Genomic DNA, 13,346 nt, shown 5'->3' on the forward strand with positions numbered 1-13,346 from the left:
TCGTCGTCTTCGACCGCGTCAGGTGTCGCCTCGAGAGAGTCTGCAGCGGACGGTTTGTCGTGGTCGGTCGCCGACGGCGTTTCGTCCCCGTTCTCGAGGCCGCCGTACGCTGTCGGTGTCGTCAGCTCGTCCCGCGATGGATCGTCGGGATCGATTCCGGCGACGTCGGCGCGGTTGATCGCACCGACTCGACGAGGTCCTCGAACGACTCCGAGGCATCGGTCTCCCAGAGTACGACCGGCGCGCCATCGTCGCTGCGTGTTCTGATCTCGGGGTTCATCGGGATCTCCTCGAGCAGTGGGACGTCGTACGTTTCGGCGACCTCCCGGCCGCCACCGGTGCCGAACAGCGCGTGTTCGCACCCACAGTCGGGGCAGTGATACGCGCTCATGTTCTCGGCGATCCCGAGCACTGGGGTGTCGTGGTTTCGGAACATCTCGATACCTTTTCGAACGTCGTCGGTAGCGACCTCTTCGGGCGTCGTCACAACGACGGAACCGGTGACCGGGAGCGTCTGGAGCAGCGTCAGCTGGGCGTCACCTGTTCCAGGGGGGAGGTCGACCACGAGATAGTCGAGGTTCCCCCATTCGACCTCCTCGATGAGCTGGATGAGGATCTTGTCGACCATCGGCCCTCGCAACACGGCCGTTGGTCCTTGAAGGCGAGAAGCGCGTCCTCGAGGAGACCCCAGACAGGCAGTAGCCGGTAGTTGATCGGCATTGCCTACCGCTCGACACCCGCCTGAAGGCGAGGGCATGTGCTTTATTTTGTGTTATCGTGTTCGTGCAACGAATCGACAGACAGCCACGACGAACGGGAGGCCGAGGCCGTCGGGTGGGGGCGGTACTCCCTGTCAATTCTCGACGACGGTATCGAGGTACTCCCGTGGTCGTCCAGTCAACGCTATCGATCGCGAAACGGATCCCAACAGTTTCGCCACCAGGAGCGTGACCAGCGACGGTTAGAATACTCCCGCCCCCTACTCGTCGGCAACGATGATATCGTCTGGCTCCGCCTCTTGCTCGAGTTCGTGAATAGCTTCTTCCACGTCCTCTTGGGTTGCTTCGTCCACTCCCATCCTCGCTTTGAAACACAGTCACTCTCGTCGACCCTAAAACACACCGAGTAGCTTCTGTCTGAGAGAACACCCCACCACCGATACTCGAGGATTTGTTGTTGACGAACCGTGTGAAAATATCCAATAATATTGGACAGGTACTCTCGATCGGCTCACCGAAAGAAAAACAGGACCTCGAGAAGCGGCGTTTCTCGTCGTCCTGGGACTGTCCGCGACGAATTGAGCAGTCAACTCACCGACAGCGAGTGACGACGGAACCAGACAGGACCGACAGCCCCGATCAGTCGTCAGCCCACGGTTCGGACGTGCGCTTCGAGTCGGGCGAGGCGGACCGTTCCGCTCGACCCCCGAGCGTCTCGAAGTCGAAGTTCTCGAACTCCTCGGGAGTTACGCCTTCGGCGGCGTAGACGTAGAGTGCGGTCTTGGCGATTCCCCAGATCGTCTGGCTGAGCAAGTACGTAAAGACCATCACACCACCGACCAAGACCACGGCGAGAAAGATGCCGGGACCGGGGAAGACGGCCGCAACAGGTACCGACACCACGAGTGCGAGGACGGCAAGGACGATGCCGAGTACCGTCACGATCAGCGTGATGCCGAATCCGGCACCGAGGGTCTCCCCCCAGGTCTCTTTGAACGTCACGCCACTGCGCTTGAACATCGACGTCACCGAGACGTCCTCGAAGACGATCACCGGAACAATAAAGAAGGTCATGATCGACCAGCCGACCGCGAACAGCGAGGCGAGGATCGATGCGACCGGGTTGTCGGATTCCTCGAGGGATTTCAGGATGACGCTTACGGTCGCCGAAATGAGCGACCAGACGACGATCGGCCCGATCCGATCACTGACGCCTTTCAGGCAGTCGACGACGCCGGGTTCGCGACCGTGAAACGCCTCGTTAGCGCCGTAGACGAGCGCTGCCGAAAAGTACGTGCTGAAAAACGTCGTGATGAAGTAGAGGACGAACAGCACGGCGTACTCGAGGCCGCTTCCGACGAGATTCGCGATCAGCAGCGGAAAGAAAAAGAGGACGAAAAACGCGGCGCTCGTGATCCCGGCAAGCAGCGGGAACACGAGCAGCTGTGGATGATTGCGGATGACGCCGGCACTGTCTTTCGTGAGCGTCCAGCCAGTCTTGAGACGGTCAAAAAACCCCATGCGACTAGAGCCTAGTTGTGGTGACATGAAGCGTCCTCCGAACCGCACATTCTTAAGTGCTGTTGTTTCCGCGTTCCAAAGCCGGTATTCATCGATCTCTGACGACCGTCGAAACGGAAGGTGAAGCGTCGTCAATTCGTCGTGTCATATTAAAATCATAATGCCATCCAACTCGAGAATCAATGTTAACTAACCCAAGACACACACCGGTCGTAACTACCCCTGGAGACCGGTCGAATTGGCCGTCAGCAGGTAGTTACTCCCGGTCGAGGATGGAAGAACGTTCAATGACTCCGACAATTTGTCCATCAGTTGTCGGAACGTTACCGAACGACCATGGTTCGAATCCGAGCGGAGACGGGTCATCAGGCATGTGCTTGCTGTGAACCTAAGTGAGTATTTCGGGAGTAATACATCGTGTCACCACCAAACGTACGAACACTCGAGACGACGGCCGGATCTCGAAGCGAAGCGCGATCGAATTTCGGGACGGAGAGTATGGAGTTGGTTCGTCGATGACAGCAATTGGCTACCACGCCTCACACGAACAGTTCGCGCCGAGTGACCTCCTCGAGTGGGTCCAACTCGCCGACGGCCACGGGTTCGAACACGCACTCGCCTCCGATCACTTTCATCCCTGGAGCGAACAACAGGGCGAGTCGGGGTTCGTCTGGTCCTGGCTCGGGTCGGCGATGGAGGCGACCGACCTGACGTTTGGGACGGTCAACGCACCGGGCTATCGCTACCACCCCGCGATCGTCGCCCAGGCCGCCGCGACGCTGCGTGAGATGTATCCCGAACGGTTCTGGCTCAGCGTCGGAAGCGGCCAGCTACTCAACGAGGGAGTCACGGGCGTCGACTGGCCGGTCAAATCGGAGCGAAACGCACGACTCGAGGAGTGTACGGACGTAATGCGGCGGCTATGGGAAGGCCAAGAGGTGACCCACCACGGACGCATCGACGTCGAGCAAGCGACGCTGTACTCACGCCCGGAGACGCCGCCGCCAGTGATCGGTGCAGCGCTCTCCGAGGAGACGGCAGCGTGGCTCGCTGGGTGGGCCGACGGCATGATCACCATCGCGACGCCAGACCACGAGGCCGACGCGGACCGCGTCGAGGCGTTCCGCGAGAACGCCCCGGAGAAGCCGGTCTACCTCAAGGCACAACACTCCTACGACGAAAGCGACGACGCCGCACTCGAGGGGGCGTACGAACAGTGGCGTACCCAGTGCGTGCCGGGGACGGTGACCCAGGAGCTAAGGACCCCCGACGAGTACGACGAACTCGGCGAACAGATCACGACGGATCACGTCGAGGAGAACGTCCGCATGTCGGCGACGCTCGAAGATCACGTCGACTGGCTCGAGACAGACCGCGAACTCGACGTCGACAGGATCTTCGTCCACAACGTCAACACGAATCAACGGGCGTTCATCGAGACGTTCGGAGAAACGGTGCTTCCCGCACTCGAGTGACAATCCCAATAAAAATCGTTGTTAATATACTCCATTACATAGCTCGAGTGGAGTCCGTCTGACTCGCCGCCGTCCCTTCGATTTCACGGATACAGCCAGACGAAAGAGATTCGGCAATTCGGGGACTCCGACTGAACCGAGTAACGGACTGGCTCTCGAAGCTGTTCGAATATTGGTAGCCACTACGTCATTGCACACCCACTCGTGATAGTCCACCTGGAGACCGACCCGGGGGCGGTCTCCGGGCGATGGCTGCGAGCGGTGTGTGAATCGTTTCAGTCGTTACTCATACGTCCCAGGTGGTTGTGCAAGCCGTATACCAAACCGAGATACCGTTACCTCCAACAGTGCCCCATGATATCGTATGGCATCTGGAACAGCCACACCGACGGACACGCGAACACAGACGGGACTGGAACCGTGGCAAGCCGGCCTCGCCGGTGGCTTAGCCGGCGGTCTCACATTCGGCGTGATGATGACGATGCAGATGGAGATGATCGTGGAGATGGCGATCCCGGGGATGTACGGCCTCGGTCCGTCGCTCGCCGTCGGGTGGGCGATCCACATGTTCCACTCGGTCGTTCTCGGCGTCGTCTTCGCGCTCGTGTTACAGACGACGGGAGTTGGGGACCGACTCGGTAGCAACCTCACCATCGCCGTTGCGGGGCTGGCCTACGGAGTCGTGCTCTGGGTCGTCCTGGCGTCGTTCGTCATGCCGGCGTGGGTCGGTGCGATGACGGAGATGGCCCCGCCCGTGCCCGACTGGAACGGTCAGAGCCTGATGGGACACGCCGTCTACGGCGTCATCCTGGGACTGCTGTACGCGCTGCTCGCGCGATGAACTGGTAATCGATTGCGGTTTAATTCAGTCCAGGTGACGGCCGTCGGTCAACGTCCTGGGATCACTCGATCTTCGGACTTTCGACGGCTCCGCCGGACTCGGCCGCTTCGTAGGTCGCACCGACAGTGGCGATATCTCGAAGACTCGACGCCGTCCGTTCCGTATCAGTTCCGGTGAGGACACAGTATCCGAAGTAGTCGAACTCTCCGACGACCTCGTCGCCCGGTGCACCTCTGTACTCCATTCCGGCGTCGCCGATAACGCCGTCGACGATCAGTTCGCGCGTGTGTCGAATGGACGGCTCGAGCTGGAGTCGGTACGCGGCCATCAACGTGACGCTCGCCACCTCGCAGGCATCGATTACCTCTCGTGCGTCCTGGACGGTCATCTCGAGGGGGTTCTCGTAGATGACGTGCTTTCCAAACTCGGCTGCAGCAGTGGCGTACTGGCCGTGGGTCGCGTCGGGTCTCGCAGTGTACACTGCCCATAGGCGTCCGTTTTCCGACCATCGAGGAACTCCTCGTAGCTGAGAAGCGTGTCGATGTCGAACTCGTCAGCGGGTTCAGCGGACGAATCGGGAGATCCGGTTACGGGGACGGTTGTTTCGCAGTAATCGGCCGTGTCGATGCCGGGAAGGACACGGTTCCGAGAGAAGCCCCCGATTCCGACGATTGCCATTCGAACGGTTCCGTCCAGATCGGATGTCTGCCAGTCGGCACGTGAAAAATATTCGAATATGATTCGGACCGATACTGTGCGGACGCGTTCCAGCGGCATGATGCGTGTTCACGCTGTACTGAACGTCCGTATCGAGACGCTTTGATTTGGAGTGCAACGGTACTCGGTCCGATCACACTGGGTCGTCTGTACTGGTCGTGTACAGTAGTCGAAGAACACGTCTATACCACTGCCAGCCAAAGTACTGCTGTGCCATCCCATTCGACCTATCGGGCCGAAATCGAGGCGCTACACGAGTTTTTCGTCGACTGGTACAGCGGAGCGCTGGACCGTGATGCGTTCACCAGACTCGAAAGAACACTCGCACCCGATTTCGAACTGGTGACTCCTGACGGTAATCGCCGCGACCGGGCAGCCGTCGTGTCCGGAATCCGCGAGGATTACGGCCGAGACGACGAAGGGACGTTTTCGATCGATATTCGAAACGTCGAGGTCGTCGAACAGATGGACGGCTTCGCGGTGGTGCGGTACGAGGAGTTCCAGGAGACGACTGACGGAACGACCGGCCGAATCAGTACGGCGCTCTTCCGAGACGATCCGTCGGCTCCAGGCGGCGTTGTCTGGGTCGACCTGCACGATACCTGGCTCGACGACGGCTCTGAATGAGAGACGAGATCGACATCGAAAGCCATCGGTGTTATCCCGGCAGAACTCGGCAGCACGGTTCGCACAGTAGAGGATTTGCTCGGCGGGTTCGTGGAGATCATCGCGTCGCTCATCAGGAACGACGAGTTTGACCGGCGCGGTTCGACGCACCTCCATATTTCAGATTACGTCCCGAGGGAACTCATACTCTCGGTGGTCAGATAGCTACCGTCGTTCGGTTTCGTCGTCCTTCGGCTGTTTCTTCTCACGGGCCACAGACCCGTCGAACGGCCCGAGGAATCCCCGATCCCTCGCTGTCTCTCCGACCTACTCGCTCGCTCCGTTAGGTCGGCGCCTCCACCTCGAGTTGTGCTGGACGACATAATTTATACAGAGCTGCTTTTTATACTTCATATGGAACGCTTTCAGAACACGAGGCAACCGGACTGGGACTGGTGGGGGAAACTGTTGCCAACTCCCGGTGAGACACTCCGCCAGCTTGGTCTCTCGACAGAGGATATCCTCGTTGAAATCGGAAGCGGCAACGGGTATTTTAGTCGAAGAACAACTCTTTGCGTCCGGCTGTGACTCGGTTTGTCCACCAGTATGAGTTGGCACCAGGGCGGTCGCGGGGTTTCGACGGGCAATCCGATAGTAACAACTGAAACAATGTCCACACCAATCGCCGATCCGTCTGGCGATCGGGTGTGCAAGACCTGCAGTGGCTACTATAGATGACACACACAGCCGACTCGGCTTTATTACGTCAGACGACAATTTTGACCCGTGACTACGTTCGTCGTCGTCGGTGGAGACGCCGCCGGCATGTCCGCTGCGAGTAAAGCGAAACGCGAGGACCCCGACCTCGAGGTGGTCGTCTTCGAGAAGGGACAGTGGGTATCCTACGGTGCCTGCGGGCTGCCGTACTACATCAAAGGTGAGATTCAGTCACTCGAGGACCTCGTCTCGGTGACGCCGGAGGAGTTCCGCGAGGAACGGGACATCGATCTACGGACGGGCCACGAGGTCGTCGCGATCGATCCCGACGAGAACACGGTCACGGCCGAACACGATGGCAGCGAGACGGTCCAGTCGTACGACCAGTTGCTGATTGCGACGGGATCAGAATCGGTTGTGCCGCCGATCGACGGCACGGATCTCGAGGGGGTCTACACGCTCGGATCGATGAGCGACGGGAAGGAACTCCGCGAGTACGTCGCGAGAGCACGAGACGGGGGCACGCTCCAGCAGCCCGACAGGGGTCCCGCATGCCGATACCTCGAAGACTGCGCCGGCCCCGTCGGCATCGTCGGCGGTGGCTACATTGGCGTCGAGATGGCCGAAGCACTGGCCGCAAACGGGTTCGAGGTCAACTTATTCCAGCGCGGCGATCGTGTGTTGAAGGGGTTCAGCGATGCGACGAGTGACGCAGTTGCGGACCATCTTCGAGAGCAGGACGTCGTGGTACACCTCGGAGCCGACGTGCAGACGCTTTCGGGCGATGAACGCGTCGAAGCCGTCGTCACCGGGGACAACCGAATCGACGTCGAGATGGTCCTGCTCGGAACCGGCGTTCGACCACGAACGGCGCTCGCCGAAGACGCTGGCATCGAACTCGGTGAGACCGGCGCAATCGAGACGGATTCATACCGGGAGACGAGCGTTCCCGACGTCTACGCGGCGGGCGACTGCGCCGAATCGACCCGCGTCGTCACGGGCGATCCGGCGTACGTCCCACTCGCGCTGACCGCCAACCGCCACGGTCGGGCGATCGGCCAGACCGTTACCGGACGACCGACCGAAGGAGGGAAGATAGCTGGTACGGCGGCCGTCAAAGCGTTCGACATCGAGGCAGCACGGACCGGCATACTCGACCACGAGGAGGCTCGAGCAGCCGGCTTCGATCCGGTGAGCGAAACTGTCACGGCGAAATCCCGCGCCGGTTACTATCCGGAAGGCGGGACGGTTACGATCACGCTGACCGCAGATCGTGAGACGGGACGCGTCCTCGGAGCGAGCCTCGTCAGCGAGTATGGTGAGGGGGCCGTCCACCGCAGCCACGCGATCGTCGGGGCACTCACGGAAGCAGCGACCGTCTCCGACCTCGAGAACTACGATCTCGCGTACGCGCCGCCGTTCAACACCACGTGGGATCCCGTTCTCGTCGCCGCGAAGGTACTCTCCGGAAAATTACGCTAACACGATACTTACTCTTATTTGAACGCCGCCGTCGTCCAGACAGAAGTCGTACTACTGAAGCACGACGACGTTGCCCATCCCGCGCCGCTCGCGGTCGAGCAGCCCGCGGGACTCGAGGCTGCTAAGCGTTCGGCTCACCGTCGCCTTCGAGAGGTCGGTTCGCTCGACGATATCGCGCTGGGGAATCTCGCCCCCAGCCTCCAGTGCCGTCTCGTACACGACCCGCTCGGTGTCAGCCAGCCCCGCTGCAGTCTCCTCCCAACTCTCCCGTCGACGCTCTTTGTCGACGGCGTCGGTCCCGTCGTCGCCGGCTTCGGGATCGCTGTGTGTCGCGCCGTCAGAACGGCGGGCATCGAGCGCGAGAAACGTCGCCGACGCACTGAGCACAGCCGCGAAGACGGCGACGACGGCGACGTCCCGATAAGCGAAGTAGTAGCCGACCGTCTCGACGGCGGTGTCATCGCCGCCGGCAGCAACGACGAGTTCGGGCGGATTCAACAGCTGTACCCCGAGGGCGAACGTGGAAGCGACAAGCACAACGGCAGCGATCAGTCTGCCGTTTCGGAGGGCGTTTAGGAACATGTTAGCTGAGGACTTCGAGCTGGAAGATTCGGTCGACGACCTCCGCATCAAGGTCGACGACGACACGATATTCGGCATCGGCATCAACGGGTTCGACGACGACGAGCGCACGGTGCTCGTGGAACTGCGGCCCGACCCGCTCCAGCGTGATTGCGCTGTCAGCGACCGCAGCCGGACGGAACTCAGAGGTCGTACTGGCAGCGCTGTCGGCTGAGGGATTCGGACGGCGAAGCTGGCTGTCGACGGGGTCGTCGGTCCGCAACGGCACGACGTCGACGGTCACTCCGTCGGCTGTTCGAAGCATCTCCGCGAGGGCCGGATTCGAGACGGCGACCCGGGCGGCGGTCTCGCGTTGGGATTCAGTCAGCGCTTCAGTCTCGTTCGGCTGGGTCGTAACCGCCAGTAGGCCGCCCTTATCGGCGACGGTAAGCTGTTCTGCATCGCCGACATCGGCTATCGGCGTCCGGTGGCCGTCGGCGTCAACGAACGCGACAGCCCCGTCCTCGACGGTGACTTCGCCAGCCGTCGCTGTCGAGAGATTATCCGCGAGACCGGCGACGGTGGCAAACCCGGCGAGGCTGACGCCAAGGACGACAAGCGAAGCCACGAGCGCGAGCCGGGGGAGGGAAGCCGGCACCATCGTGTTGATATGGTCTCCAGCGCCGATATGAAAACACCGGTTCGAGGCGGGATGAAACGCCTGAAACGTCAGCAAAACGCGTTTCGAACGCGTTTCACACCACTTTCCAACGGGAATTAAAGAGGTGTTTCAGCCAAAGTCCGGATGCGGCGGTTTGCCCGGTCGTCGACGCGAGGCGACGGGTGGACTGCTGCCCTGAACTAGTCTACCCATGCACCGAGACTATCGATACACCGTCTACGTGCTCGCCCTCACGGCGCTCGTGACCCTCGCAACGGTGGGGCTCGCAGCCGCCGGAAGCGCGAACACGTCCGTTTCCGCTGACGCATCGCTTTCGAACGCCGACATCGAGGTCGTCGACCACGACGACGCGCTCGACGACGAGGAGACCGACGATCTCCTCGAACTCGTCCGTGATATCGAAGCCCTCCAGGAACACTTCGAGGGCGTCGACGCCCTCCAGGCAGACGTCTATCAGGCACAGGCACTCGACGACGGCGAGTTCGTCGCCATCGAAGACGAATACGATGTCCGCCTCGCGCCGTCCGATGACAACCGCCTCCCGCGTGCGTCGCTGTCTATCGACCTCGGTGAACGCGCGCTTGTCATCGACGATACGGTCGCGCCGCTTGGTGATGTGACCACGACCGTCGAGGACGACGGCCTGCTGACCGACGAGGAAGCCGAACAGCTCACGGAGACGCTACTCGACGACGATGAGATCTCCTACAACGTCCAGACGCAGCTTGACAAACCCGAATCCGTCGAGGTAGCAGTCACCGACCGCGACGGCGACGAAGTCGGGGCCGAACTGACCGCCGGCGAGAACGGCACCACAATCTTCGCCACCGTGGCTCTCGAAGAGGAGACGGTTCGCAGCCATCACGTCGAGATGGAATTCGAGATAGACAATGACAACGCAGCCGACTCCGACGAGGAAGCGTTCGCAATCGAAATCAAAAACGGAGATAACGACGGTGAGCGCAGTGACGAAGGCGACGAGACGCAAGTGACGGCTGAAAAAGTTGAGTCAGTGGACTTTGACGTCATCGAGAGGGACGACGACTTCGGCGGCAACGGCGAGTTCTACATCGAAATCACAGACGACGAAGAAAATGCGGACTGAACGCTCCCGCTGACGCAATTCACCCTGAAAGCACCTCTTATGGAATCGCCCTCCATTCAGTCCTCCCAAGACTGTCGGGCGCCACGCCGAACACCAGCCGTTTGAGGACGGTTAGTTGCGCCAAGCGCGGCCGAGATCCCCTACGTCGCGTTCGTTACGAACCGCGGGAGAGAGCCGTTTTCAGAGTGAGAATACAGTGGTCGCGTTTTACCATCGTCAGGTGTGAAACGGCGTTTCAGGGGGTTGGATGGACGAAGCCACGCAAGAAGATATCGAAAAAGCTATTCAGAACCTCGAGAGCGGAGACAACGATACAGACGAGGAGTCAGACGATATTATCGTCGCTGACGATCACGAGCAGGCGAGCGGCCGAGATCGATGACGGCAGATAGGGATTATCATAGCCAACTGGAGGTTTCGAAGCTCATCCTTTGACGCTGTGTCTTGGATCTTCCTGTGAAAACTATGAACTCCTACGATAATCCCTAAGAGTTGTCGGCGGCGCTGTTTTGACGAGCTATGTCCCTCGGGTACACTGGGAGACGGCGTTTCGGTGACATCCTCGCCCGGCGTAAACAGTAGACGCCGAACCTAATTTGCGACGTCGCTGGTAGGGTGGCTATGGTCGAGACGACCGAAGCAAAACAGGTCTGTCGCGCCGCTTCTACCGTCGTGTATCCAGCGCTCGACTTTGGCATCAAATCCTGTGGGAGCTATACGAGAGAGGACTTCGAGAAGCTCCTCTCTCGTGTCGCCTTCGAACAGGAGTTTGCCAACATAGCTGGGAAAACGTGCCAACTCGATGACGGCGAGCCCGTCGACATTACGTCGACGGCTCGCAACGGGCTCGCAAAATCGCTCCTCTACCATCTCCGAAACTTGGAGGCGGACGCCATCGATGGCCAGTTCGATGGCGTCCGCGACGACCTCTTCGAGATCCTCCGGAAACAACGGCTGTTACCCGAGTGTGTCGATGTTGCGATCGATCTCCACGAGTGGCGGTTTTACGGCGATGCAGACACTGATCACGTCTTACTCACCTATCCCGACCAGGGGACCAATCGAACGTACTGTTTTGCGACAATCTGTATCGTCGCACCAGGAATGCGGTTTACGCTCGACGTGCTGGCACTGGAGGCGAACGGCTTTCGCGAAAAAGCGGAGCCGTTCGCTCGCTGCTCGAAACCGCACAAGAGTACGTCTCGATCAGACACGTCTTCCTCGATAGAGGGTTCTACCAGGTTCACGTCGTTGCGGAACTCGAACAGCACGACGTCGACTATATCGTCCGTGCACGTCCGAGCAAAGGGATGAAAGCCCGTCTCAGCGCCGACGTTCTCGGTGCGACTGTTCTCCTTTCTGTTCGCAGTTGCGCTGTACAATCTCTGGGTTCTGGCGAACGTTCTCGTCACAGAGGGGACGATTCCTGGAAAACCACCGATCTCGACGAAGATATTCCGTGAATTCGTGCCCTTGACTGACTACGGATAGACCGCTCTCTGCACCGACCGAGAAGATCGGTCAAGAAGAAGCAAAGTGAGTGACAACGCTTCGGAGCGCCGCTGTACGGCGCTCCTTCGCTTCCTTGATCGTGCCGCTTCAGCTATCGTACGCTATTGCCACCAACTACTGTAATGAATCAAAGAGTTTCAGGTAGTTTGGTCCGTTGTTTCGGCAACTACTGTAAACGACGGGATTCTCTCGCTGCTTAAAGATAGTTCGGCGAAACCCCAGGCAGGATGTACCCTGCACAAGGGCTGATGCTAGCAAGGGGCGGGGATTTGTCGTGGAACACCCGGTATGGCAGATGTGACACGAACCCGCCACACAAATCCTTGATCCCAAGAAGTGAGTGTTTGTTGGTTGATTCAATTATTGAATATAGTTCCCTATGATCATTTTGATCGGAAACAGACTCGAAGTGGCTTCGTCGATTGTGTCATACAAGAAAACAATATTACGATGTGAGAACGACGAGATAACGTGTTCCCCCACTCGGCAACGACAGGTGCTACCTCACCCAAGTGGGTGTACATAGTGGGTTAGACGCTGTTCTCGCGAAATCGGACGACGTCGACATCGACCGGAAGCGTCTCGAAGTCGTCATCAGCACCGGTGATGAGTGTCGCATCGCTCTCGTGGGCGAGTGCAACGCCATGTGCGTCCGCAAACGAAATGTGACCGTCCGCCTTCACCTCAGCGGCAAGCCGCCAGTCAGCTCGTTCAATGTTAATTCCCCACCGCTCGAGCGCACGGAGATCTCGATCAGCAGTGCGAAGCGAGTCTGTCGTTGGTTTGTCGTCAATTCCTTCGAAGCGTGCAACGAGATAGAGTACTTCACCAGCGTTAGTTTCTGCCAGCAGCCCTTCGACAACCCCATCACGAACGTCTCGAAGATACTCTTCGACGACGCTTCGACCAGGCTCGTCGTAGAGGTACGCGATGATCGCTTCAGTGTCAAAGACGTACCGGTCGCTCATTCATCCTCCGAGTCAGCCGGTCGGAGTCGGTCAGCACGGACCTCTTCACGCCGGCGTTCCTCATGTTGCAGTTCGCGAACCCGGTCGAGCACGTCGCCACGCTTGTGGTCGGTGTCGGCGTGAATCCCGCCTAACTCTTCGAGTGACGGAATTGATTCGACGATGATTCGGTCGTCGTCCTCGTAAATGAACACCTCTCCAGGGGTGTCGATCCCGAACTTCTCTCGGAGCGTCTTCGGGATCGTTGTCTGTCCCTTCTGCGAGACACGTACAACCTCTGGGTCTCGAGTACTACCCGACATATTATGTTGTACTATGAACTCAGAGTACTACTAACTGTCGGTTACCCTGTTGCACGTTCAATCTTAGTTCGCCAGAGGGGAGCAGATTCCTGTCAGACTCCACCCTTCTCGGCTGAACTGGTTCAATGAGGGACGGAT

General features: G+C 59.5%; 12 protein-coding genes and 3 pseudogenes. 7 read left to right on the forward strand and 8 right to left on the reverse strand.

Annotation, left to right across the window (positions count from 1 at the left end; translation table 11 throughout):
• Positions 1–175: 175 nt before the first annotated feature.
• Positions 176–637 (reverse strand): annotated as a pseudogene (locus GRS80_RS04725) (P-loop NTPase); the annotation flags it as partial.
• A gap of 721 nt (positions 638–1,358) precedes the next feature.
• Entirely contained in the window at positions 1,359–2,240 is an 882-nt protein-coding gene (locus GRS80_RS04730) for a DUF6159 family protein (protein ID WP_200840323.1), read from the reverse strand.
• A 515-nt stretch (positions 2,241–2,755) separates the two neighbouring features.
• On the opposite strand from GRS80_RS04730, the gene GRS80_RS04735 reads away from it, so the two are divergent.
• Both GRS80_RS04735 and GRS80_RS04740 read left to right on the forward strand, forming a co-directional pair.
• Positions 2,756–3,715: a TIGR03885 family FMN-dependent LLM class oxidoreductase gene (locus GRS80_RS04735; RefSeq protein WP_160046563.1), complete on the forward strand. Its 960-nt coding sequence runs from the start codon at positions 2,756–2,758 to the stop codon at positions 3,713–3,715.
• Between the two features lie 364 nt (positions 3,716–4,079).
• Entirely contained in the window at positions 4,080–4,556 is a 477-nt protein-coding gene (locus GRS80_RS04740) for a DUF6789 family protein (RefSeq protein WP_160046564.1), read from the forward strand.
• Positions 4,557–4,617: 61 nt separating this feature from the next.
• Here the strand turns inward: GRS80_RS04740 and GRS80_RS04745 are convergent.
• A pseudogene (locus GRS80_RS04745) lies at positions 4,618–5,333 on the reverse strand (Gfo/Idh/MocA family oxidoreductase).
• Between the two features lie 150 nt (positions 5,334–5,483).
• On the opposite strand from GRS80_RS04745, the gene GRS80_RS04750 reads away from it, so the two are divergent.
• Positions 5,484–5,900 carry a DUF4440 domain-containing protein gene (locus tag GRS80_RS04750; protein WP_160046565.1) on the forward strand — a complete coding sequence of 139 codons (417 nt, stop codon included), beginning with the start codon at positions 5,484–5,486 and terminating at the stop codon, positions 5,898–5,900.
• A 30-nt stretch (positions 5,901–5,930) separates the two neighbouring features.
• Here the strand turns inward: GRS80_RS04750 and GRS80_RS21075 are convergent.
• A pseudogene (locus GRS80_RS21075) lies at positions 5,931–6,056 on the reverse strand (RNA-guided endonuclease TnpB family protein); the annotation flags it as partial.
• A 609-nt stretch (positions 6,057–6,665) separates the two neighbouring features.
• On the opposite strand from GRS80_RS21075, the gene GRS80_RS04765 reads away from it, so the two are divergent.
• The gene (locus tag GRS80_RS04765) at positions 6,666–8,078 is read left to right on the forward strand and encodes an FAD-dependent oxidoreductase (RefSeq protein ID WP_343161450.1); all 1,413 of its coding nucleotides are present in this window, start codon (positions 6,666–6,668) and stop codon (positions 8,076–8,078) included.
• A gap of 51 nt (positions 8,079–8,129) precedes the next feature.
• Here GRS80_RS04765 and GRS80_RS04770 read toward each other — a convergent pair whose 3' ends face one another.
• Both GRS80_RS04770 and GRS80_RS04775 read right to left on the reverse strand, forming a co-directional pair.
• Positions 8,130–8,660 (reverse strand): MarR family transcriptional regulator, encoded by a 531-nt coding sequence (locus GRS80_RS04770; RefSeq protein ID WP_160046566.1) that lies wholly within the window; start codon positions 8,658–8,660, stop codon positions 8,130–8,132.
• Position 8,661: 1 nt separating this feature from the next.
• The gene (locus GRS80_RS04775) at positions 8,662–9,300 is read right to left on the reverse strand and encodes a hypothetical protein (RefSeq protein ID WP_160046567.1); all 639 of its coding nucleotides are present in this window, start codon (positions 9,298–9,300) and stop codon (positions 8,662–8,664) included.
• A gap of 211 nt (positions 9,301–9,511) precedes the next feature.
• On the opposite strand from GRS80_RS04775, the gene GRS80_RS04780 reads away from it, so the two are divergent.
• The 3 genes from GRS80_RS04780 to GRS80_RS04785 all read left to right on the forward strand — a co-directional run bounded on the left by GRS80_RS04780 (position 9,512) and on the right by GRS80_RS04785 (position 11,740).
• Positions 9,512–10,426 carry a hypothetical protein gene (locus tag GRS80_RS04780; protein ID WP_160046568.1) on the forward strand — a complete coding sequence of 305 codons (915 nt, stop codon included), beginning with the start codon at positions 9,512–9,514 and terminating at the stop codon, positions 10,424–10,426.
• A gap of 247 nt (positions 10,427–10,673) precedes the next feature.
• A complete protein-coding gene (locus GRS80_RS20910; RefSeq protein ID WP_255455247.1) occupies positions 10,674–10,808 on the forward strand; it encodes a hypothetical protein in 135 nt (44 codons plus the stop codon).
• A 239-nt stretch (positions 10,809–11,047) separates the two neighbouring features.
• Entirely contained in the window at positions 11,048–11,740 is a 693-nt protein-coding gene (locus GRS80_RS04785; protein WP_235019648.1) for a hypothetical protein, read from the forward strand.
• 728 nt (positions 11,741–12,468) lie between these two features.
• Here the strand turns inward: GRS80_RS04785 and GRS80_RS04790 are convergent.
• On the reverse strand, positions 12,469–12,906 hold the full coding sequence (locus GRS80_RS04790; protein ID WP_160046569.1) for a PIN domain-containing protein: 438 nt from the start codon (positions 12,904–12,906) through the stop codon (positions 12,469–12,471).
• Entirely contained in the window at positions 12,903–13,208 is a 306-nt protein-coding gene (locus GRS80_RS04795; protein ID WP_160046570.1) for an AbrB/MazE/SpoVT family DNA-binding domain-containing protein, read from the reverse strand. Before GRS80_RS04795 ends, GRS80_RS04790 begins: the two co-directional genes overlap by 4 nt.
• Between the last annotated feature and the right edge of the window lie 138 nt (positions 13,209–13,346).

Origin of the sequence: Natrialba sp. INN-245 (assembly GCF_009807105.1) — an archaeon.
Taxonomy (GTDB): Archaea; Halobacteriota; Halobacteria; order Halobacteriales; family Natrialbaceae; genus Natrarchaeobius; species Natrarchaeobius swarupiae.

Coding starts and splice junctions, on each gene's coding strand:
- GRS80_RS04790 (WP_160046569.1), bottom strand. CDS start 12,906: ATGAGCGACCGGTACGTCTTTGACACTGAAGCGATCATCGCGTACCTC.
- GRS80_RS04780 (WP_160046568.1), top strand. CDS start 9,512: ATGCACCGAGACTATCGATACACCGTCTACGTGCTCGCCCTCACGGCG.
- GRS80_RS04730 (WP_200840323.1), bottom strand. CDS start 2,240: ATGGGGTTTTTTGACCGTCTCAAGACTGGCTGGACGCTCACGAAAGAC.
- GRS80_RS04785 (WP_235019648.1), top strand. CDS start 11,048: ATGGTCGAGACGACCGAAGCAAAACAGGTCTGTCGCGCCGCTTCTACC.
- GRS80_RS04735 (WP_160046563.1), top strand. CDS start 2,756: ATGACAGCAATTGGCTACCACGCCTCACACGAACAGTTCGCGCCGAGT.
- GRS80_RS04770 (WP_160046566.1), bottom strand. CDS start 8,660: ATGTTCCTAAACGCCCTCCGAAACGGCAGACTGATCGCTGCCGTTGTG.
- GRS80_RS04795 (WP_160046570.1), bottom strand. CDS start 13,208: ATGTCGGGTAGTACTCGAGACCCAGAGGTTGTACGTGTCTCGCAGAAG.
- GRS80_RS20910 (WP_255455247.1), top strand. CDS start 10,674: ATGGACGAAGCCACGCAAGAAGATATCGAAAAAGCTATTCAGAACCTC.
- GRS80_RS04775 (WP_160046567.1), bottom strand. CDS start 9,300: ATGGTGCCGGCTTCCCTCCCCCGGCTCGCGCTCGTGGCTTCGCTTGTC.
- GRS80_RS04740 (WP_160046564.1), top strand. CDS start 4,080: ATGGCATCTGGAACAGCCACACCGACGGACACGCGAACACAGACGGGA.